We start from the raw sequence: 20,068 nt of genomic DNA, 5'->3' as shown, positions 1-20,068 counted from the left end.
ACACCCGCTCGGATCGCGAGCGGGGCACAATGAGTGGGTGACTAACGCGACTGCCGGGCGCCGCCTGCGCGTGCTGGTGCTGGGCAGCACCGGCTCGATCGGCACCCAGGCGCTGGAGGTCATCGCGGCCAACCCCGACCGCTTCGAGGTGGTCGGGCTGGCCGCCGGGGGCGCCAACCCGGAGGCCCTGGCGCGTCAGCGCGCCGAGACCGGGGTCACCAACATTGCCGTCGCCGACGAGGGTGCGGCGCAGCGGCTCGGCGACGTCCCCTACAGCGGCCCGGACGCGGTGACCCGGCTCGTCCAGGAGACGGACGCCGACGTCGTCCTCAACGCCCTGGTCGGGGCGCTGGGCCTGCGGCCGACGCTGGCCGCGCTCGACTCCGGGGCCCGGCTGGCGCTGGCCAACAAGGAATCGCTGATCGCCGGGGGGCCGCTGGTGTTGCGGGCGGCGCGGCCGGGCCAGATCGTGCCCGTCGACTCCGAGCACTCGGCGCTGGCCCAGTGCCTGCGCGGCGGCGCCCCCGACGAGGTCGCCAGGCTGGTGCTGACCGCCTCGGGCGGGCCGTTTCGCGGCTGGGCCGCCGCCGACCTCGAGGCCGTCACGCCCGAGCAGGCCGGCGTCCACCCGACCTGGTCGATGGGCCCGATGAACACGCTGAACTCGGCGTCGCTGGTCAACAAGGGCCTCGAGCTCATCGAAACCCACCTGCTGTTCGGCATTCCCTACGACCGCATCGACGTCGTCGTGCACCCCCAATCGATTGTTCATTCGATGGTCACCTTCGTCGACGGCTCGACGATCGCCCAGGCCAGCCCGCCGGACATGAAGCTGCCCATATCCCTGGCCCTGGGCTGGCCCGACCGGGTGCCCGGCGCCGCCCCCGCCTGCGACTTCACCACCGCGTCCAGCTGGGAATTCGAGCCGCTGGACAACGACGTTTTCCCCGCCGTCGAGCTGGCCCGCCACGCCGGTCAGACCGGTGGCTGCATGACCGCCGTGTACAACGCGGCCAACGAGGAGGCGGCCGAGGCGTTCCTGCAGGGACGGATCGGATTCCCCGCGATCGTCCGCACCATCGCCGAGGTACTGCGCGCTGCCGACCAATGGGCCGTGGAACCAGCTACCGTGGATGAGGTACTGGACGCGCAGCGCTGGGCGAGGGAGCGAGCGCAGCGCGCTGTCAGAAAGGTCCTAGCAACCCGATGATGTTCGCAATCGGCATCGTGCTGTTCGCGCTCGCCATCCTGATCTCGGTGGCCCTGCACGAGTGTGGCCACATGTGGGTCGCGCGCGGCACCGGCATGAAGGTGCGCCGCTATTTCGTCGGCTTCGGGCCCACGCTGTGGTCGACCCGGCGCGGGGAGATCGAGTACGGCATCAAGGCCGTTCCCCTGGGCGGCTTCTGCGACATCGCCGGGATGACCCCGGTCGAGGACCTCGAGCCCGACGAGGCCGACCGCGCCATGTACAAGCAGGCGACCTGGAAGCGGGTGGCGACGCTGTTCGCGGGCCCGGGCATGAACTTCGTGATCTGCCTGGTCCTGATCTACGGCATCGCGCTGGTCTGGGGGCTGCCCAACCTGCACCCGCCCACGAAGGCCATCGTCGGCGAAACCGCTTGCGTCGCACCGGAAACCGCGCCGGGCAAGCTCGGGAACTGCACCGGGGCCGGCCCGGCGGCGCTCGCCGGCATCCGCCCCGGCGACGTCGTCGTCAAGGTCGGGGACACCCCGGTGTCCACGTTCGAGGACATGGCCGCCGCGGTGCGCAAGCTGCACGGCACGGTTCCCGTCGTCGTCGAGCGCGACGGCACCACCATCACCACGTACGTCGACGTCACCCCGACCCAGCGCTTCCTGACCAAGGGCGGCAAGGGCCAGCCGGAGGCCGCCACCGTCGGCGCCATCGGCGTCGGGACGGTCCGGGTCGCGCCCACGCACTACAACGTCCTGTCGGCGATACCGGCCACCTTCGCGTTCGCCGGCGACCTGACCGTCGAGGTCGGCAAGGCGCTGGTGACCATCCCGACGAAGGTCGGTGCGCTGGTGCACGCCATCGGCGGCGGCCAGCGCGACCCGGGAACCCCGATGAGCGTCGTCGGCGCCAGCATCATCGGCGGCGACACCGTCGACCACGGGTTGTGGGTGGCGTTCTGGTTCTTCCTGGCGCAGCTGAACCTCATCCTGGGCGCCATCAACCTGGTGCCGCTGCTGCCCTTCGACGGCGGCCACATCGCCATCGCGGTGTTCGAGAAGATCCGCAACCTGATCCGCTCGGCCCGCGGCATGGTCGCGGCCGCGCCGGTGAACTACCTCAAGCTGATGCCCGCCACGTACGTGGTGCTGGTGTTCGTGGTCGGCTACATGCTGCTGACCGTGACCGCGGACCTCGTCAACCCGATCAGGCTGTTCCAGTGACCAGCCTGGGCATGCCCGACGCCCCGCCGCCCACGTTGGCGCCCCGGCGCAAGACGCGCCAACTCATGGTCCGCGACGTCGGGGTGGGCAGCGACCACCCGATCTCGGTGCAGTCGATGTGCACCACCAAGACGCACGACGTCAACACGACGCTGCAGCAGATCGCCGAGCTGACCGCCGCCGGCTGCGACATCGTCCGGGTCGCGTGCCCGCGCCAGGAGGACGCCGACGCGCTGGCCGAGATCGCGCGGCACAGCCAGATCCCGGTGATCGCCGACATCCACTTCCAGCCGAAGTACATCTTCGCCGCCATCGACGCCGGCTGCGCCGCGGTGCGGGTGAACCCGGGCAACATCAAGGAATTCGACGGCCGGGTCGGCGAGGTCGCCAAGGCCGCGGCGGCGGCCGGCATCCCGATCCGCATCGGCGTCAACGCCGGTTCGCTGGACAAGCGGTTCATGGAGAAGTACGGCAAGGCCACCCCCGAGGCGCTGGTCGAGTCCGCGTTGTGGGAGGCCTCGCTGTTCGAGGAGCACGGCTTCGGCGACATCAAGATCAGCGTCAAGCACAACGATCCGGTCGTGATGGTCGCCGCCTACGAGCAGCTGGCCGCCCAGTGCGACTACCCGCTGCACCTCGGTGTCACCGAGGCCGGTCCGGCCTTCCAGGGGACCATCAAGTCGGCGGTCGCGTTCGGCGCCCTGCTGTCGCGGGGGATCGGCGACACCATCCGGGTGTCGTTGTCCGCGCCTCCGGTCGAGGAGGTCAAGGTCGGGATCCAGATCCTCGAGTCGCTGAACCTGCGGCCCCGCGGGCTCGAGATCGTGTCCTGTCCGTCGTGCGGTCGCGCGCAGGTCGACGTCTACACCCTGGCCAACGCGGTCACGGCCGGCCTGGACGGGCTCGACGTCCCGCTGCGGGTGGCCGTGATGGGCTGCGTCGTCAACGGTCCGGGCGAGGCCCGCGAGGCCGACCTGGGCGTCGCGTCGGGAAATGGCAAGGGACAGATCTTCGTTCGCGGCGAGGTGATCAAGACCGTGCCCGAGGCGCAGATCGTCGAGACGCTGATCGAGGAGGCCATGCGGTTGGCCTCCGAGATGGAAACGGGTCACGGACCGGGAACAGAATCGAGCGGTTCGCCGATTGTGACCGTAAGCTGATAGGGGCCCGCGCCCCAGCTCTGTTTTCAAGATCGTCAGTTCGTCACCACAGAGAGTTTCCCCGATGTCGGCTCCGCCCATCTTTCGCCTTGTCGGCGAGCGGCGGGTGTCCGTGGTGCGCGACGCCGCCGCGGTCTGGCGGGTACTCAACGACGACCCGGTGGGCTCGTGCATGGTCGCGGCCCGGGTGGCCGACCACGGCATCGAGCCCAACTCGATCGGCGGCGAACTGTGGACGCGCCGCGGCCCCGACGAGTCGCTGTGCTTCGCCGGCGCCAACCTCATCCCGCTGCGCGGCGGGCTGGCCGACCTGAACGCCTTCGCCGACGAGGCGATGAGCGGCACGCGGCGCTGTTCCTCACTGGTCGGCAGGGCCCAGCTGGTGATGCCGATGTGGGAGCGCCTCGAGTCGGCCTGGGGCCCGGCGCGCGACGTGCGCGACCACCAGCCGCTGATGGCGCTGACCAGCCACCCAAACTGCGACATCGACCCCGGCGTTCGGCAGGTGCGGCCCGACGAGCTGGACGCCTACCTGGTGGCCGCGGTCGACATGTTCATCGGCGAGGTCGGCGTCGACCCGCGGCTCGGCGACGGCGGTCGCGGCTACCGCCGGCGGGTTGCCAGCCTGATCGCCGCGGGCCGGGCCTGGGCCCGCTTCGAGCACGGGCAGGTGATCTTCAAGGCCGAAGTCGGGTCGCAGTCGCCGGGCGTCGGTCAGATCCAAGGGGTTTGGGTGCACCCGGAGTGGCGCGGCCAGGGGCTGGGCACGGCCGGCACCGCGACGGTGGCCGCCGTGATCGTGGCAACCGGGCGGGTCGCAAGCCTGTACGTGAACAGCTTCAACACCGTCGCCCGCGCCGCCTACACGCGGGTCGGCTTCGCCGAAGTCGGCACCTTCGCGACGGTCCTGCTGGACTGATGTCCTTCTCCCGCGAGCGTGCGGCTGGCCGCACACTCGGCGCCGAACGTGCGGCAGGCCGCACACTCGGCAGCCCAATCCGCGCATAACGGTCCGGTCTCGGTGTGTCGGCGCTCGTCGGCGGCCCAGCATTCATAACATCTGTACCGATGGTCACAAAAACCCCACTGGTATCGGGTGCGGCGAGCGTGCTGCTCGTCGCGTCGGTCGGGCTGTCCGGCTGCACCCCGCGACCCGACGGCCCGGGCCCGGCCGCCGACAAGTTCTTCGGCGCCTTGGCGATCGGGGACACCGGGACGGCCGCGCAGCTCGCCGACAACCCCAACGAGGCCCGCGAGGCACTCAACGCCGCCTGGTCCGGCCTGCAGGCCACCCACCTGGACGCGCAGGTGCTCAGCTCCAAATATGCCGAGGACACCGGCACCGTCGACTACCGCTTCACCTGGCACCTGCCCAAGAACCGCACCTGGAGCTACGACGGCCAGCTGAAGATGGCCCGCGACGAGGGGCGCTGGGAGGTCCGGTGGACCCCCACCGACCTGCATCCGCGGCTGGGGGAGCACCAGACGTTCGCGCTGCGGGCCGATCAACCGCGGCGCGCGTCGGTCAACGAACTCGGCGGCAGCGACGTGCTGGCGCCGGGCTACCGCTATCACTACACGCTGGACGCCGCCGCGGCCGGGCCGCCACAGTCGCTGAGCTTCACCACCCACACGATCGTCGATGTGCTGCGGCCGTTCAACGACACGTTGACCGACCCGCAGCTGCTCGCCGAGCGCGCCAGCTCGACGACCAACCAGGTGGACCTGGGCGTCACGCTGCTTCCCGCCGACAACGACAAGGTCTTTCCCGCGATCGGCCATCTGCCCGGCATCGTCGTCACGCCAGAGCCCGAAATGCTGCCCACCGACCCGCATTTCGCGCCGGCCGTCATCGGCGAGGTGAAGAAGGCCGTGATGGACCAGCTCGACGGCCAGGCGGGCTGGCGGGTGGTCAGCGTCAACCAGAACAACGTCGACGTCGCCGTCCTGCACGAGGTCGAGGGGTCGCCGGCGCCGTCGGTGTCGATCACGCTGGACCGGGTCGTGCAGAACGCCGCGCAGCGCGCCGTGGACAACAAGGGCGGCAAGGCGATGATCGTCGCGATCAAGCCGTCGACGGGGGAGATCCTGGCGATCGCGCAGAACAAGGGCGCCGACGCCGACGGCCTGCCGGCCACCAACGGCCTGTTCCCGCCCGGGTCGACGTTCAAGATGATCACGGCGGGCGCTGCCATCGACCGCGACATGGCCACGCCCAACTCGATGCTGGGTTGCCCGGGCCATATCGACATCGGGCATCGCACCATCCCCAACTACGGCGGCTTCGACCTGGGCGTGGTGCCCATGTCGCGCGCGTTCGCCAGTTCGTGCAACACCACGTTCGCCGAGCTGAGTAGCCGGATGCCGCCCCGCGGCCTGACCCAGACGGCCACCCGCTACGGCATCGGGCTCGACTACTCCGTCGACGGCCTCACCACCGTGACGGGGTCGGTGCCGCCGACGGTGGACCTGGCCGAGCGCACCGAGGACGGCTTCGGCCAGGGCAAGGTGCTGGCGAGCCCGTTCGGCATGGCGCTGGTGGCGGCCACGGTCGCGGCCGGCAAGACCCCGGTGCCGCAGCTGATCGCCGGCCGCCCGACGACGGTCGAGGGCGACGACACCCCGATCAGCCCGAAGATGGTCGACGCGCTGCGCCCGATGATGCGGCTGGTGGTGACCAACGGGACCGCCAAGGAGATCAACGGCTGCGGCGAGATCTACGGGAAGACCGGCGAGGCCGAGTTCCCGGGCGGATCGCACTCCTGGTTCGCCGGGTACCGCGGCGACCTGGCCTTCGCCGCGCTGATCGTCGGGGGTGGCAGCTCGGAGTGGGCGGTTCGGATGACGAAATTCATGTTCGAGTCCATGCCGCCGGGCTACCTGGCCTGAATCGCCCGGCCCCTGGGGGCGCAACAGCGGTAAATTGCGAACATGACCGATACCGGCGGGGACATGCTGGCGTTACGGGTCTCCGACGCCGACCGGAACGGCACCATGCGGCGGCTGCACAACGCCGTCGCGCTCGGCCTGATCGACATCGACGAGTTCGAGCAGCGCTCGACGCAGGTGTCCTACGCGCGCACCCGAAGCGAGCTGGACGGGCTGGTCGGCGACCTGCCCGGGCCGGGCGCGTTCGTCTCGTCCGCGGCCGACCGGGTGGAGCTGCGCGGCTGGGCCGGCTCGCTGAAGCGGCACGGCGAGTGGACCGTGCCCACCCGGCTGGCGCTGGTGCGCCGGCTCGGGTCGGTGCACCTCGACCTGACCAGGGCCCGGTTCGCGGGCCCGGTGGTGATCATCGAGCTCGACATGCGGTTCGGCTCGGTGGAGGTCCGGCTGCCCGACGGCGCCAGCGCGTCGATCGACGACGTCGAGGTCTACGTGGGCAGCGCCAGCGACCGCCGCAAAGGCGCGCCGGGCGAGGGCACGCCGCATGTCGTGCTGACGGGCCGGGTGGTGTGCGGGTCGCTGATCATCCGCGGGCCGCGGCGCTCGCTGCTGCGCCGTCGCTCCGGTTGACCGCCCGCCCCGCGCGCACACTCAATTAAGCTGGTCCGCATGCCAGCTCGCACCGCGCTTTCCCCCGGGGTGATATCGCCGACTCTGCCGGTGCCCGGGCGCATCCCCCGTCCCGAGTACGTCGGCAAGCCGACCGCCCGGGAGGGCAGCGAGCCGTGGGTGCAGACGCCCGAGGTGATCGAGAAGATGCGCGTCGCCGGCCGGATCGCTGCCGGCGCCCTGGCCGAGGCGGGCAAGGCGGTCGCGCCCGGGGTGACCACCGACGAACTCGACCGGATCGCCCACGAGTACATGATCGAGAACGGCGCCTACCCGTCGACGCTGGGCTACAAGGGCTTCCCGAAGTCGTGCTGCACGTCGCTCAACGAGGTCATCTGCCACGGCATCCCCGACTCGACGGTGATCGAGGACGGCGACATCGTCAACATCGACGTCACCGCCTACATCGACGGGGTGCATGGCGACACCAACGCGACGTTCCTGGCCGGCGACGTCGCCGAGGAGCACCGGCTGCTGGTGGAGCGAACGCACGAGGCCACGATGCGCGCGATCAACGCCGTCAAGCCGGGCCGGGCGCTCTCGGTCGTCGGCCGGGTCATCGAGTCGTACGCAAACCGGTTCGGGTACAACGTCGTTCGTGACTTCACCGGCCACGGCATCGGCACCACCTTCCACAACGGGCTGGTGGTGCTGCATTACGACCAGCCGTCGGTGACGACGGTCATCCAGCCGGGCATGACGTTCACCATCGAACCGATGATCAACCTCGGCGCCCTGGACTACGAGATCTGGGACGACGGCTGGACCGTGGTCACCAGGGACCGCAAGTGGACCGCCCAGTTCGAGCACACCCTGCTGGTCACCGACACCGGCGCCGAGATCCTCACTTGCCTCTAACGCGAGCAGACACAGAATCGCACTGTTTCCGCCCGGAAAGTGCGATTCTGCGTCTGGTCGCCACAGAAAGGTGAGCGGGGCGCTGCTGGTCGCGGGCACCAGCTCCGACGCCGGCAAATCGGTGGTGGTGGCGGGCCTGTGCCGGTTGTTGGCGCGCAAGGGGATTCGGGTGGCGCCGTTCAAGGCGCAGAACATGTCCAACAACTCGGTGGTCACCGTCGAAGGCGGCGAGATCGGCCGCGCCCAGGGGATTCAGGCGCGCGCGGCGGGGCTGGAGCCCAGCGTGCGGTTCAACCCGATCCTGCTCAAACCGGGCGGTGACCGGACGTCGCAGTTGGTCATCCGGGGTCAGGTCGCCGAGTCGGTCACCGCCGCGGGCTATATCACGCATCGCGACCGGCTCGCGGACATCGTCGCGGACGAATTGTCTTCGCTGCGAACCGAATTCGACGCGGTGATCTGCGAGGGCGCCGGCTCGCCGGCCGAGATCAACCTGCGTTCCACGGATTTGGCCAACATGAGGCTGGCGCGGGCCGCGAACCTGCCGGTGATCCTGGTCGGTGACATCGATCGCGGCGGCCTGTTGGCGCACCTGTTCGGGACGGTCGCGGTGCTCGAGCCCGACGACCAGGCGCTGATCGCCGGCTTCGTGGTCAACAAGTTCCGCGGCGACCCCGCGCTGCTGGAACCCGGCCTGCGTCAGCTGCAGGCGATGACCGGCCGCCCGACCTACGGGGTGCTGCCCTACGCCGAGGAGCTCTGGCTGGACGCCGAGGACTCGCTGTCGGTGGTCGCGAACCGCGTCGTCGGCAGGCCCGCGCCGCCGCGCGGTGACCAATGGCTGCGGGTTTCGGCGATCCGGCTGCCCCGGATCTCCAACTCCACCGACGTCGAGGCGCTGGCCTGCGAGCCCGGCGTGCTGGTGCGCTGGATCACCGATCCCGCCGACCTCGCCGACACCGACGTGATCGTGATTCCGGGCAGCAAGGCGACCGTCGCCGACCTGTCCTGGCTGCGGGAGCGCGGGCTGGCCGGCGCGATCGTGGACCACGCCCGGGCCGGCAAGCCGGTGCTGGGCATCTGCGGCGGGTTCCAGATGCTGTGCCGGCGCATCGAGGACCCGGTCGAATCCGGCGCGGGCGAGGTCGCCGGCCTGGGCCTGCTGGACGCCGACATCGCCTTCGGCCGGGCCAAGGTCCTGCGGCGCTGGCAGGCGCCGCTCTCCGGATACGAAATCCATCACGGGCGGCTCGCCCGCTGCGCCGAGGAGACCTGGTTCGCGCAGGACGCCGAGCCCCAGGGCGTCGTGCGCGGCGCGGTCTTCGGCACCCATTGGCACGGCCTGCTCGACAACGACGACTTCCGCCGGGGGTGGCTCTCCCGGGTCGCCGACGCGGCCGGCCGCGGCGGGTTCGTCGTCGCCGACACCGCCGTCGCCGCGCGCCGCGACGCCCAACTCGACGCGATCGCCGACCTGCTGGCCGCCCATCTGGACGTCGACGCGGTCCTCGGGCTGCTCGACGGGCCGCCGCGCCGACCGCCGATCACCAGCGCGTTACGCCAGTAGGAGAGGAGGAAACCTCGCGCACGCTGGCCTTTGACAGGTAACGTGCGTGGGTGCACTCGATGATGACCACGCTCGACGGATTTCCCGTTCCGGTGTCGGTGGCCGGGCCGGACAAGGGCGTCGTCGTCGTCATCCTCGGGGACCAGCAGCGTGCGCCGGTCGCCTATGACGCGGTGTGCGAGCGCCTGCACACCGCCTCGCTGCGGACGGTCGTCATCGGCCTGGATCCACGGCTGACCGCGAAATCGGTGGTCGGCATCCTCGACTCGCTGGGCATCCGCTGGGCCGTGGTCTTCGGCGACCGCGCCGGCGGCGAGCTCGCCTGGGAACTGGCGGCCACCCGGTTGGGCCGGTTCGTCGGCCTGGTCGTGATCGACCGCGGCCATCCGCGGGTGGCCGACCCCAAGGGCGTGGTGCTCGACGAGCACTGCCCGCCGGTGGAAATCGGCACCACCGTGTTGGTCAGCTCCGCGGCCGCCAAGGCCGTGGCCGACGCGAGCCAGCGGTACGTCTACGCCGAGTACCGCGTGGTCGACCTGGGCCGGCGCAGCGTGCAGGAGTCGACGGCGCAGCTGGCCGCCGAGATCGTCCTGCGCACCAGCACGTGGTAGCGCCCTCCGCCATGCTCACGTTGGCCGCGCTGGAAGAGCTGGTGGGAAGCGGCGCGGTGGACACCGTGATCGTGGCGTTTGCCGACATGCAGGGCAGGCTGGTCGGCAAACGCGTGTCGGCCCGGCTCTTCGCCGAGGAAATCGCCGTCCACGGCGCCGAGTGCTGCAGCTACCTGCTCGCCGTCGACGTCGACATGAACACCGTGCCCGGCTACGCGATGTCGAGCTGGGAAACCGGCTACGGCGACATGGTGATGACCCCGGACCTGGCCACGCTGCGCCTGGTTCCGTGGTTGCCCGGCACCGCGCTGGTGATCGCCGACCTCGGCTGGGCCGACGGCGGCGAGGTCGCCGTCGCGCCGCGGGCGATCCTGCGCCGCCAGCTCGCCCGGCTGGGCGAGCGCGGGCTGGCCGCCGACATCGCCACCGAGCTGGAGTTCATCGTGTTCGACGAGTCGTACCGCCAGGCGTGGGCCGGCGGGTATCGCGGGCTGACGCCGGCCAGCGACTACAACATCGACTACGCCATGCTGGCGTCGTCGCGGATGGAGCCGCTGCTGCGCGACATCCGGCTGGGCATGGAGGGCGCGGGCCTGCGCTTCGAGGCCATCAAAGGCGAATGCAACCGGGGCCAGCAGGAGATCGGGTTCCGCTACGACGAGGCGCTGGTCACCTGCGACAACCACACCATCTACAAGAACGGCGCCAAGGAGATCGCCGACCAGCACGGCAAGAGCCTGACGTTCATGGCGAAATACGATGAGCGGGAAGGCAACAGCTGCCACATCCACCTGTCGCTGCGCGATCAGGACGGCCCTGAAAAAGGTAAAGCGGTGTTCGACGACGGCACCCGCCCGCACGGCATGTCGGCGACGTTCGGCGGTTTCCTCGCGGGCCTGTTGGCCACCCTGCGCGAGCTGACGCTGTTCTATGCGCCGAACATCAACTCCTACAAGCGATTCGCCGACGGCAGCTTCGCGCCCACCGCGATCGCGTGGGGCCTGGACAACCGCACCTGCGCCCTGCGGGTGGTCGGCCACGGGCGCAACCGCCGGGTCGAATGCCGGGTGCCCGGCGGCGACGTCAACCCCTACCTCGCCGCGGCCGCGCTGATCGCCGGGGGGCTGTACGGTATGGAACGGGGCCTCGAGCCGCCCGCGCCCTACGCCGGGAACGCCTACGAGGCAACCGACGTCGAGCGACTGCCCGCCACGCTCGCCGAGGCGGCGGCGCTGTTCGAAGGCTCGGCGCTCGCGCGGGAGGCCTTCGGCGACGACGTCGTCGCGCACTACCTGAACAACGCCCGCGTGGAAGTGGCGGCGTTCAACGCGGCGGTCACCGACTGGGAGAGGATGCGAGGGTTTGAACGGCTCTAGACCGGTAGTCGGCCTGACCAGCTATCTCGAGCAGGTGCGGACCGGGATCTGGGACGTCGCCGCCGGTTACCTGCCGGCCGATTACTTCGAGGGCGTCGTCATGGCCGGCGGCATCGCCGTGCTGCTGCCGCCGCAGCCGGTGGACCCCGAGGTCGCCGGCCGCCTTATGGACAGCCTGGACGCGCTGGTGATCACCGGGGGCTACGACCTCGACCCCGCGCACTACGACCAGGAACCCCATCCGGCCACCGACGCACCCCGCACCGACCGTGACGCCTGGGAGCTCGCGCTGTTGCGCGGCGCGCTGGACCGCGGGCTTCCCGTGCTCGGCATCTGCCGCGGCGCGCAGTTGCTCAACGTCGCGTTCGGCGGCACCCTGCACCAGCACCTGCCCGACGTCCTCGGCCACAACGGCCACCGGGCCGGCAACGGCGTGTTCAGCCGGTTGCCGGTGCGCACCGTGGCGGGCACGCGCCTGGCCGCGTTGATCGGCGAGTGCGTCGACGCGCCCTGCTACCACCACCAGGCCATCGACAAGGTCGGCGACGGCCTGGTGGTCAGCGCCATGGACCCCGACGGCGTCGTCGAGGCCGTCGAGGTGCCCGGCGAGGCGTTCGCGCTTGCGGTGCAATGGCATCCGGAGAAGTCGCTCGACGATCTGCGGCTGTTCAAGGCGGTGGTCGAAGCCGCGCGGTCGCACGCGGTCACCCGATGACGGCTACGCAACTGGTCAACCCCGCGACCGAGGAAGTGCTGCGCTCGGTGGACCTGCTCGACGCCGCCGCGGTCGACGATGCGGTGCAGCGCGCCCGGGCGGCCCAGCGGCGCTGGGCGCGGTTGGCGCCGGCGGCGCGCGCGGCGGCCCTGCGCGAGTTCGCCGCCGTCGTCGACGCCCACGTCGACGAACTGGCCGCCCTCGAGGTGGCCAACTCGGGGCATCCGATCGCGTCGGCGGAATGGGAGGCCGGGCACGTCCGCGACGTGCTGACCTTCTACTCGGGCAGCCCGGAACGCTTGTCCGGCAAGCAGATTCCCGTCGCCGACGGGCTCGACGTCACCTTCAACGAACCGCTGGGCGTGGTCGGCGTGATCACGCCGTGGAACTTCCCGATGCCGATCGCGTCGTGGAGCATCGCCCCCGCGCTGGCCGCCGGCAACGCCGTGTTGGTCAAGCCCGCCGAACCGACACCGCTGACCACGATGCGGCTGGGCGAGCTGGCGGTGCACGCCGGGCTCGATGCGGACCTGCTGCAGGTGCTGCCCGGCAAGGGCGCCGTAGTGGGGGAGCGGCTCGTCACCCACCCCGACGTGCGGAAGGTGGTGTTCACCGGCTCCACCGAGGTGGGCAAGCGCGTGATGGCGGGCGCCGCGGCGCACGTCAAGCGGGTGACGCTGGAGCTCGGCGGCAAGAGCGCCAACATCGTCTTCGCCGACTGCGACCTGGAGCGCGCGGCGGCGACCGCGCCCGCCGGGGTGTTCGACAACGCCGGGCAGGACTGCTGCGCGCGCAGCCGGATCCTGGTCCAGCGCAGCGTGTATGACCGGTTCATGGAGTTGCTCGAGCCCGCGGTGAAGGCCGTCGCCGTCGGGGACCCCGCCTCCCGGGACACCGAGATGGGGCCCCTGGTGTCCGGCGCGCACCGCGACAAGGTCGCCTCCTACGTACCCGACGACGCCCCCGTCGCCTTCCGGGGCACCGCGCCCTCGGGCCCCGGATTCTGGTTTCCGCCAACGGTTCTCACCCCGCCGCGCACCGACCGCGCCGTCACCGAGGAGATCTTCGGCCCCGTCGTCACCGTGCTCGCCTTCGACGACGAGGAGGACGCCGTCGCGCTGGCCAACGACACCGCCTACGGGCTCTCGGGATCCATCTGGACCGACGACCTGTCCCGCGCCCTGCGGGTGTCGCGGGCGGTCGAGTCGGGCAACCTGTCGGTGAACTCGCACTCGTCGGTCCGGTACAACACGCCGTTCGGCGGTTTCAAGCAGTCCGGGCTGGGCCGCGAGCTGGGCCCCGACGCGCCACTGCATTTCACCGAGACCAAGAACGTGTTCATCGCCGTCAAGGAGGGCTCGTGATGGACCTGTCGCAGCGGCTGGCGGGCCGGGTGGCCGTGATCACCGGGGGTGCCGGCGGCATCGGGCTGGCCGCGGCGCGCCGGATGCGCGCGGAAGGCGCGAGCATCGTCGTGGGCGACGTCGACCGCGACGCCGGCGCGGCGGCCGCCGAGGAACTGTCGGGTTTGTTCGTGCCGACGGATGTCTCGGACGAGGGCGCGGTCAACGCGTTGTTCGACGCCGCGGCCGAGGCCTACGGCTGGGTCGACATCGCGTTCAACAACGCCGGCATCTCACCGCCCGACGACGACCTGATCGAGAACACCGAACTTCCGGCGTGGCAACGGGTCCAGGACGTCAACCTCAAATCGGTGTACCTGTGTTGCCGGGCCGCGCTGCGGCACATGGTGCCCGCGCAGAAGGGGTCGATCATCAACACGGCGTCGTTCGTCGCGGTGCTGGGGTCGGCCACCTCGCAGATCTCCTACACCGCGTCCAAGGGCGGGGTGCTGGCGATGTCGCGGGAATTGGGCGTGCAGTTCGCGCGGCAGGGCATCCGCGTCAACGCGCTGTGCCCGGGACCGGTCAACACCCCGCTGCTGCAAGAGCTATTCGCCAAGGACCCCGAGCGGGCGGCGCGCCGGCTGGTGCACGTGCCGCTGGGCCGGTTCGCCGAGCCGGACGAAATTGCCGCCGCGGTGGCGTTTTTGGCCAGCGACGACGCGTCGTTCATCACCGCGTCGACGTTCCTGGTCGACGGCGGCATCAGCTCCGCCTACGTCACCCCGCTCTAGACGCGCGTGGCGCACCGGCGATTTCGCCCGGCGCACACCAGGTTCCGTTTACCTGGCCTGGGTTGGTGCGGGTAGTCCCGGCAGCCAGGCCGAGTGACCCTCCCCGAGTCCCCGATTTATCTCTTCGCTCGCAGCCGGGCTCCCGGGTGGAGCTGCCTGTGGGCAACTGCACCTGAAGCCGGTGTACGGGTTCGACTCGGCGCCAATCGCATCCGGCTCGGCGCCCGCCGGTGCTGCAACGCCGACACAGGAGCCGACGGCGATAGCAGCGCTGACGAGCACTTTCGTGATCACTCGGCGGTACCCATACTTTGCCAACCGCGTCGCATTCGACATTACATCCCCTCCTAAAGGATTCGTGGTTTCCGTGGTCAGATCCACGCCGCGCGAGCCGTTTCCGACCGGAAGCTACGCCCGACAGTATTTAGCGGTCACTCGCGAATCAATCGAACCCACGGCACACATGCAGAATCCATATCTGGCCCGGGTTCTAGGCGACCGTCCCGCGGCGAACGGCGACGGGCGCCTGTGCGGCTGCCCAGGCCGGTGGCACCGACAGCTTCCCGATCGACGCCCCGCGTCCGAAACCGCCGGCGGGGCCGACGCGGGCCGGCTTCGTGTACAGCCACCGCAATGCCGCCGCCTTGTTGAGGACGTTGAGGTGCCTGATCGCGGCGCCCGACGGAGCGCACAGCGAACTCAGCCTGGACAGCGACGGGGTGACCGGAGACAGCGCCGCCTCGAGCGAAGCCAGCGGCGAAGCCGAAAAGGCATGCAGCGCTTGGGGAATCGCCGACATTACCCGATCTCCGGCCGACACGACGTCCGGCGCGGAACGCAGCGCCCACGGGCCCGCGGTCGCGCTCCCGCAACCCGGCGGCGAGGTGAACGGGGCCAGCGTCGCCGCGTCGGCCGCGGCGCCGGCGTAGGCGTACATGGCGCCCGCGTCCCGGGCCCACATGCGCTCGTACTCGGCGTCGGCGTCCGCGATCGCGGGGCCGGCCTGCGCCAGGCAGTTCCGCCGGGCCAGCGACCGTCGCCGCACGCGGTTGGCGGTGATCGCGGGTGGCGGAACCATCGCCGCGAGCGCCGTGTGGTGGGCGCTCGCCGCCGCGGCGGCCTGGACGCCCGCCCGCTCGGCGGTCGCCGCGGTGGCGTTGAGCCAATCCACGTAGGGCGCCGCGCCCACCGTCGTCGGCGTCTGCGCCGCCGCATGCAGCCCCTCGGCCAGCCGCTCCCAGGCCGTGGCCGCCGCCGCCATCGATCCCGCGCCGGGGCCCGAATGCATCATCGCCGAGTTGATTTCCGGCGGTAGCTTCGCGAAATCCATTACCACCTCTGCACCCGAAAGCATCGAATCTTCCTTGAGATACGCCCAGGGGTTACAGCCCGGGCGCACAGTGTCCCCACGGTAGTGCCGCACGCTGGGTCGACGGCGGGAGCGGGCTGTGAAAACGCTCCATGCCGGACACGAAGCGAACGTTGAAAACATACGCTTTCATTTCCGGGTGACTGCGACGTAAGGTTGACATAACGCGATGCAGTCGGGGGCGACGCGGACCTGCTAGCGAAATATCACAGGGGGAACGAAAGTTGTACGCGGCCACCTGCCGCCACTGCGGCAGGGAAATTGTCCAGCACCCCTCGGGGGTGTGGATTCCCCGGGATGGCTCCTCGGAGAGTGATCCCAACGGCGTCTATTGCCTGGAATCGGCCGGCGAGCGCCCCCGAATGTCGCACGAACCGATGCCCCCCGAATTGGCGGGGGCGCCTCGGTGGCTGGTCCCGGGTAGGTCCCAAGTTGGCGTCACGGCGGGTGTGGACACCGGCTCGGCGCGCCGGCACATCCGCGCGCTGCGGTTCCGCGAGATCGTCCCGATGGGTCTGCGGCGCGCCCTCGTTCGGCTGAAGGACCTGGCGCGGTTCCGCATGGCCTGGTGGTGACCTCGGCGGCCGGGCGGCTCAGAAAACGATCAGCGGGATCGCGATCTCGGCCGGGGTGGCGCCGCCGTGAAAGCCGATGAGGCGCGCGATTTCCGGGGGCTCGTGGGCCGTCGCCAGGACGGCGGTGTCGCCGGTGCAGACGACGACCACGTCGCCGATCCGCGCCAGGTGCGCCGGGTCGACCGGCCCGAACATGCCGGTGGCCACCGCCTGATCGCGGCCGTAGACGTCCGCCCGCCCGTCGAGCACCTCGGCCCAGGTCGCCCGTACGTCGGCGGCGGCGCCCGGCGCGGTGTGCAGGTAGCGCACCCGCGGCTCGCCGGCGACCACGCGCACCCCGTCGCCCAGCTGCGGGTCGGCGTCGAGGTCGACGCGGGCCTCCGCGGGGACGTTGAGGCCGCCGTGGTCGGCGGTCACCAGCAGCGCCGCGTTCGGCGGCAGGGCCTCGACCAGCCGGGTCAGCAGCGCGTCGACGCGCTCCGCCGCCTCGTGCCACTGCTCGGAGCCGATGCCGAACAGGTGGGCCGCGGTGTCCAGGTCGGCGGTGTAGCCGAAGACCAGGCCGGGCCCCGCGCGCAGCTCGTCGGCCAGCACCTGACCGTAGTCGTCGGTCGGTACGGTCGGGCGAAAGCGGGCGCCGCGATACGCCGCGTCGGTCAGCCCGCTGCCGATGAACGGCGCGGGCAGCACGGCGCGCGCGGCGATGCCGGCTTGTTCGAGCCGGCCGAACCAACTCGGCAGCGGCTGCCATTCGGCGTGGGGCGGGTCGTCGCGCCACACGATGTGGGTGAGCACCCGGTCCGTCCCGGGCACGTTGAGCGTGAACCCGAGGATGCCGTGCGCTCCGGGCCGCGCGCCGGTGCCCAGGGAGACCAGGCTGCTCGGCGTCGTGGAGGGAAACGTGCAGGCGAGTTCGGTCAGGCTGCCGGTGCCGCCGGCCAGGACGGCGGCCAGCAGCGGTGCGTCACCGGTCAGTTTCGGTAGCAGGTGCCAGCCCATCCCGTCGACCAGCACGACGCCGACGCGGTCGACGTCGCCGACGGATTCCGCGAGGCCCAGGCGGTCGGTCCCGTCGGGGGCGCCGAGCAGGGCGGCCGCGGCCGGCAGCACGTCGCAGATGGAACCGGGCATCGGGTCAGTCTGGCACGAGCCGGACGTCCTCAGTTGGCCCGGCGCACGTTCTCGGCAACCACCGTGGAACCGTCCCAACGCAGGTCGGCCGTCATCTTCACGGTCCCGCAACACATTGCCTCATTCGGGCCGGTGGTCAGCCAGGTCACATGCGCGACCCGGTCCGAGATGGACAGCTCGGTGACGATTTCCCTGCCGCCGTGGGTCAGGTCGCCGAGGTCGATTCCACCCAGCCGCCGCGGCCCGGTGGTTGAGAGCTGCGGGCCCCCGGTATAGAGCTGCACGGTCTCCGGCCACCCGACCCCGCCGGCAGTGCAGTGGATGACCATGGCGGCGTCGCCCCCGCCCCCCGTCAGGTCGCCGAACGCCACCCTGTAGGCGCCGGTGGTGTAGTTCAACGCGATCCCGACGTTTCCGGGATGCCCCTCTTGCGGCGGCAATTCACCGCCCCTCAGTTGGCCCGGATCGTGTTCGCACAGCGCCGGGACGGGCGCGCGCCGCAAGTATTCGAAGGTGACCGCGCCCTTGCCGGGCGTGGGCGACGTGGTCGCGGGGCTGGTCGTGGACATCACTGTTGCGGGCGCTGTCGGGTGCGCGCACGCGGCCACGACGGTCGCCACGGCGATCAGCGCGAGCTTGGTGATGGCCCGCCGGCGGTAAGAGAGTTCGGTCACGTGCAAAGGGTCCGACGGGCGCCTTGTCTGATCCTTGCGCGATTCTTGCCTAGACGTGTGCCAGCCGCCGGCTTGTCACCCGCAGCTGACGGTCGGTGCTGTCGACGAGCGCGCCAACCTGCTCCGGTGTCAGTCGGCCGCACAGCCGGCCCCAGTGCACCGCGACCTCGTCGCCGACGGCGATGTCGGGCACGGCGCTGTACCCGTCGGCCCACACGTCGAGGCGGCGGACCGCCGGGTCGGACAGCGTCAGGGCCCGGCCGTCCCAGAGCAGCCGCCGGCACCTGACCTCGACATCGTCACCGGCGCGGGAAACCACTGTGCCCCAGGTGATCCGGCAGTTGTCCAGCACGCTCAGCGGGTGTTCATCCATGCCGCGACCCAAGAACCGGGTCCACGGGTACACGCCGAAGACGTGGAAGCAGTGGTTGGCGGCGGCCTCGTGGGCCAGGTCCGCCGTGAGGTGCGACCAGTACCGGCCGGCCTGCGGGCCGATGATCGCCAGCAGCGCGTCGAAGAAGTCCTGCGCGTCCAGGCCGGCGCCGAGACCGCCACCGAGCCAATAGGATTCGACCAGCCGGTAGTCCAGCGGGTCGGCGATGCCGGTCAGCTCGGAGAGCACCCGCAGGTAGGGCCACGCCCCGGAAAATCCCGTCGCCGCGTGGCGTACCTCGTCGACGGAACCGTCGCGCAGGGTCGCCCCGAGCGGGGGGCCGCAGTAGCCCAGGGCGTTGGGGGCGTATGCGTACCGGGCGAACATCTCGGCACCGGCGATGTCGGTCAAGTGCGCCCCACGAGCTTCACCGCGTCGCGATGCATGCGGCCGAAGTTGTAGTAGGCCGCGCACGCCCCCTCGGGGGAGACCATGCAGGTGCCGATCGGTGTCTCCGGGGTGCACGCGGTGCCGAAAACCTTGCACTCCCAGGGCTTCAGCACGCCCTTGAGCACCTCGCCGCACTGGCAGGCCTTGGGGTCGGCGACGCGGACGCCGGGCATCGCGAAGCGCAGCTCGGCGTCGAATTCCGCGAAGTCGTCGTGCAGCCGCAGCGCGCTCTGCGAGATGAAGCCCAGGCCGCGCCATTCGAAGTGCGGGCGCAGCGCGAACACCTTGCCCATCAGCGCCAGCGCGGCGGGGTTGCCGCCCTCGGGCACCACGCGCTTGTACTGGTTTTCCACCTCGCAGCGGCCCTCGCGGATCTGGGTCAGCAGCATCGCGACGGCCGCCAGGATGTCCAGCGGCTCGAAACCGGCCACCACCAACGGCTTTCCGTACACCTCGGGCACGAACCGGTAGGGGCGGTTGCCCACCACCGTCGACACGTGCCCGGGTCCGATGAACCCGGACAGCCGCAGATCGGGCGATTCGAGGATGGCCTTGATCGGCGGCACGATCGTGACGTGGTTGCAGAAGACGCTGAAATTGGCCAGGCCCATGTCCCGGGCGCGCACCAGCGTCACGGCAGTCGAGGGCGCGGTGGTCTCGAAGCCGATGGCGAAGAACACCACCTGTTTGTCGGGGTTGTCCACGGCGATCTTCAGCGCGTCCAGCGGGGAGTAGACGAACCGCACGTCGGCGCCGCGCGCCTTGGCGTCCAGCAGGCTGCCGGCCGAACCGGGCACCCGCATCATGTCGCCGAAACAGGTGAAGATCACGTCGGGCTGGCCCGCCAGCCACATCGCGTCGTCGATGCGGCCCATGGGGATCACGCAGACCGGGCAACCCGGGCCGTGCACCAGCTCCACGTTGTCGGGCAGCAGGTGTTCGATGCCGTGCCGGTAGATGGTGTGCGTGTGCCCGCCGCACACCTCCATGAACTTGAACTGATCACCGCCGCTGGCAAGGCGCTCGATGGCGCCCAGCAGCTTGCGGGCCGCGGCCGGATCACGAAACTCGTCAACGAATTTCATAGCGGTTCCCC

Annotated in this window: 19 protein-coding genes; 14 read left to right on the top strand and 5 right to left on the bottom strand. The window is 70.7% G+C overall.

The window, feature by feature from the left end:
• The first annotated feature begins 37 nt into the window (after positions 1–37).
• From dxr to AC5Y7V_RS09830, 13 genes are all read left to right on the top strand, one after another.
• The gene (dxr, locus tag AC5Y7V_RS09890) at positions 38–1,210 is read left to right on the top strand and encodes a 1-deoxy-D-xylulose-5-phosphate reductoisomerase (RefSeq protein ID WP_499879867.1); all 1,173 of its coding nucleotides are present in this window, start codon (positions 38–40) and stop codon (positions 1,208–1,210) included.
• Positions 1,207–2,421, top strand: a complete 1,215-nt coding sequence (locus AC5Y7V_RS09885; protein ID WP_499879866.1) for a M50 family metallopeptidase — start codon at positions 1,207–1,209, stop codon at positions 2,419–2,421. The genes dxr and AC5Y7V_RS09885 overlap by 4 nt, the downstream gene beginning before the upstream one ends.
• Positions 2,422–2,432: 11 nt before the next feature.
• Complete coding sequence (gene ispG, locus AC5Y7V_RS09880; protein ID WP_499880164.1) at positions 2,433–3,581, top strand: flavodoxin-dependent (E)-4-hydroxy-3-methylbut-2-enyl-diphosphate synthase; 1,149 nt, start codon at positions 2,433–2,435, stop codon at positions 3,579–3,581.
• Between the two features lie 64 nt (positions 3,582–3,645).
• A complete protein-coding gene (locus tag AC5Y7V_RS09875) occupies positions 3,646–4,500 on the top strand; it encodes a GNAT family N-acetyltransferase (RefSeq protein ID WP_499879865.1) in 855 nt (284 codons plus the stop codon).
• Positions 4,501–4,649: 149 nt separating this feature from the next.
• Positions 4,650–6,470, top strand: coding sequence for a penicillin-binding transpeptidase domain-containing protein (locus AC5Y7V_RS09870; protein ID WP_499879864.1), 1,821 nt, complete (start codon positions 4,650–4,652; stop codon positions 6,468–6,470).
• A 42-nt stretch (positions 6,471–6,512) separates the two neighbouring features.
• Positions 6,513–7,097 (top strand): DUF1707 SHOCT-like domain-containing protein, encoded by a 585-nt coding sequence (locus tag AC5Y7V_RS09865; RefSeq protein ID WP_085185630.1) that lies wholly within the window; start codon positions 6,513–6,515, stop codon positions 7,095–7,097.
• Positions 7,098–7,136: 39 nt separating this feature from the next.
• Complete coding sequence (gene map, locus AC5Y7V_RS09860) at positions 7,137–7,994, top strand: type I methionyl aminopeptidase (protein WP_499879863.1); 858 nt, start codon at positions 7,137–7,139, stop codon at positions 7,992–7,994.
• Between the two features lie 70 nt (positions 7,995–8,064).
• The gene (locus AC5Y7V_RS09855; protein ID WP_499879862.1) at positions 8,065–9,561 is read left to right on the top strand and encodes a cobyric acid synthase; all 1,497 of its coding nucleotides are present in this window, start codon (positions 8,065–8,067) and stop codon (positions 9,559–9,561) included.
• 59 nt (positions 9,562–9,620) lie between these two features.
• Positions 9,621–10,172, top strand: a complete 552-nt coding sequence (locus AC5Y7V_RS09850; RefSeq protein WP_499880163.1) for an alpha/beta hydrolase — start codon at positions 9,621–9,623, stop codon at positions 10,170–10,172.
• Positions 10,173–10,183: 11 nt separating this feature from the next.
• Positions 10,184–11,548: a glutamine synthetase family protein gene (locus AC5Y7V_RS09845; protein WP_499879861.1), complete on the top strand. Its 1,365-nt coding sequence runs from the start codon at positions 10,184–10,186 to the stop codon at positions 11,546–11,548.
• Positions 11,535–12,263: a gamma-glutamyl-gamma-aminobutyrate hydrolase family protein gene (locus tag AC5Y7V_RS09840; RefSeq protein ID WP_499879860.1), complete on the top strand. Its 729-nt coding sequence runs from the start codon at positions 11,535–11,537 to the stop codon at positions 12,261–12,263. The genes AC5Y7V_RS09845 and AC5Y7V_RS09840 overlap by 14 nt, the downstream gene beginning before the upstream one ends.
• A complete protein-coding gene (locus AC5Y7V_RS09835; RefSeq protein WP_499879859.1) occupies positions 12,260–13,627 on the top strand; it encodes an aldehyde dehydrogenase family protein in 1,368 nt (455 codons plus the stop codon). The genes AC5Y7V_RS09840 and AC5Y7V_RS09835 overlap by 4 nt, the downstream gene beginning before the upstream one ends.
• Entirely contained in the window at positions 13,624–14,400 is a 777-nt protein-coding gene (locus AC5Y7V_RS09830) for a 3-oxoacyl-ACP reductase (protein WP_499879858.1), read from the top strand. Before AC5Y7V_RS09835 ends, AC5Y7V_RS09830 begins: the two co-directional genes overlap by 4 nt.
• Before the next feature lie 490 nt (positions 14,401–14,890).
• Here AC5Y7V_RS09830 and AC5Y7V_RS09825 read toward each other — a convergent pair whose 3' ends face one another.
• A complete protein-coding gene (locus tag AC5Y7V_RS09825; RefSeq protein ID WP_499879857.1) occupies positions 14,891–15,754 on the bottom strand; it encodes a PPE family protein, SVP subgroup in 864 nt (287 codons plus the stop codon).
• A gap of 377 nt (positions 15,755–16,131) precedes the next feature.
• Here AC5Y7V_RS09825 and AC5Y7V_RS09820 point away from each other — a divergent pair, with 377 nt between their 5' ends.
• On the top strand, positions 16,132–16,344 hold the full coding sequence (locus AC5Y7V_RS09820) for a hypothetical protein (RefSeq protein ID WP_499879856.1): 213 nt from the start codon (positions 16,132–16,134) through the stop codon (positions 16,342–16,344).
• Positions 16,345–16,362: 18 nt separating this feature from the next.
• Here AC5Y7V_RS09820 and AC5Y7V_RS09815 read toward each other — a convergent pair whose 3' ends face one another.
• From AC5Y7V_RS09815 to hypD, 4 genes are read right to left on the bottom strand one after another with little or no spacing between them, the layout of a single operon-like run.
• On the bottom strand, positions 16,363–17,475 hold the full coding sequence (locus AC5Y7V_RS09815; protein WP_499879855.1) for an alkaline phosphatase family protein: 1,113 nt from the start codon (positions 17,473–17,475) through the stop codon (positions 16,363–16,365).
• A gap of 29 nt (positions 17,476–17,504) precedes the next feature.
• Positions 17,505–18,149 carry a hypothetical protein gene (locus AC5Y7V_RS09810; protein WP_499879854.1) on the bottom strand — a complete coding sequence of 215 codons (645 nt, stop codon included), beginning with the start codon at positions 18,147–18,149 and terminating at the stop codon, positions 17,505–17,507.
• 49 nt (positions 18,150–18,198) lie between these two features.
• Complete coding sequence (locus tag AC5Y7V_RS09805; protein WP_499879853.1) at positions 18,199–18,933, bottom strand: DUF6390 family protein; 735 nt, start codon at positions 18,931–18,933, stop codon at positions 18,199–18,201.
• Positions 18,930–20,057: a hydrogenase formation protein HypD gene (gene hypD, locus AC5Y7V_RS09800; RefSeq protein WP_499879852.1), complete on the bottom strand. Its 1,128-nt coding sequence runs from the start codon at positions 20,055–20,057 to the stop codon at positions 18,930–18,932. The genes AC5Y7V_RS09805 and hypD overlap by 4 nt, the downstream gene beginning before the upstream one ends.
• Between the last annotated feature and the right edge of the window lie 11 nt (positions 20,058–20,068).

The organism is Mycobacterium sp. NGS34, from assembly GCF_059812845.1.
This window is presented reverse-complemented; position numbering and strand designations above follow the sequence as displayed.

Bases quoted from the DNA above. Each gene is read 5' to 3' on its own strand.
- AC5Y7V_RS09885 (WP_499879866.1), top strand. From the start codon at position 1,207: ATGATGTTCGCAATCGGCATCGTGCTGTTCGCGCTCGCCATCCTGATC.
- ispG (WP_499880164.1), top strand. From the start codon at position 2,433: ATGCCCGACGCCCCGCCGCCCACGTTGGCGCCCCGGCGCAAGACGCGC.
- AC5Y7V_RS09875 (WP_499879865.1), top strand. From the start codon at position 3,646: ATGTCGGCTCCGCCCATCTTTCGCCTTGTCGGCGAGCGGCGGGTGTCC.
- AC5Y7V_RS09870 (WP_499879864.1), top strand. From the start codon at position 4,650: ATGGTCACAAAAACCCCACTGGTATCGGGTGCGGCGAGCGTGCTGCTC.
- AC5Y7V_RS09865 (WP_085185630.1), top strand. From the start codon at position 6,513: ATGACCGATACCGGCGGGGACATGCTGGCGTTACGGGTCTCCGACGCC.
- map (WP_499879863.1), top strand. From the start codon at position 7,137: ATGCCAGCTCGCACCGCGCTTTCCCCCGGGGTGATATCGCCGACTCTG.
- AC5Y7V_RS09850 (WP_499880163.1), top strand. From the start codon at position 9,621: ATGATGACCACGCTCGACGGATTTCCCGTTCCGGTGTCGGTGGCCGGG.
- AC5Y7V_RS09845 (WP_499879861.1), top strand. From the start codon at position 10,184: ATGCTCACGTTGGCCGCGCTGGAAGAGCTGGTGGGAAGCGGCGCGGTG.
- AC5Y7V_RS09835 (WP_499879859.1), top strand. From the start codon at position 12,260: ATGACGGCTACGCAACTGGTCAACCCCGCGACCGAGGAAGTGCTGCGC.
- AC5Y7V_RS09825 (WP_499879857.1), bottom strand. From the start codon at position 15,754: ATGCTTTCGGGTGCAGAGGTGGTAATGGATTTCGCGAAGCTACCGCCG.
- AC5Y7V_RS09820 (WP_499879856.1), top strand. From the start codon at position 16,132: ATGTCGCACGAACCGATGCCCCCCGAATTGGCGGGGGCGCCTCGGTGG.
- AC5Y7V_RS09815 (WP_499879855.1), bottom strand. From the start codon at position 17,475: ATGCCCGGTTCCATCTGCGACGTGCTGCCGGCCGCGGCCGCCCTGCTC.
- hypD (WP_499879852.1), bottom strand. From the start codon at position 20,057: ATGAAATTCGTTGACGAGTTTCGTGATCCGGCCGCGGCCCGCAAGCTG.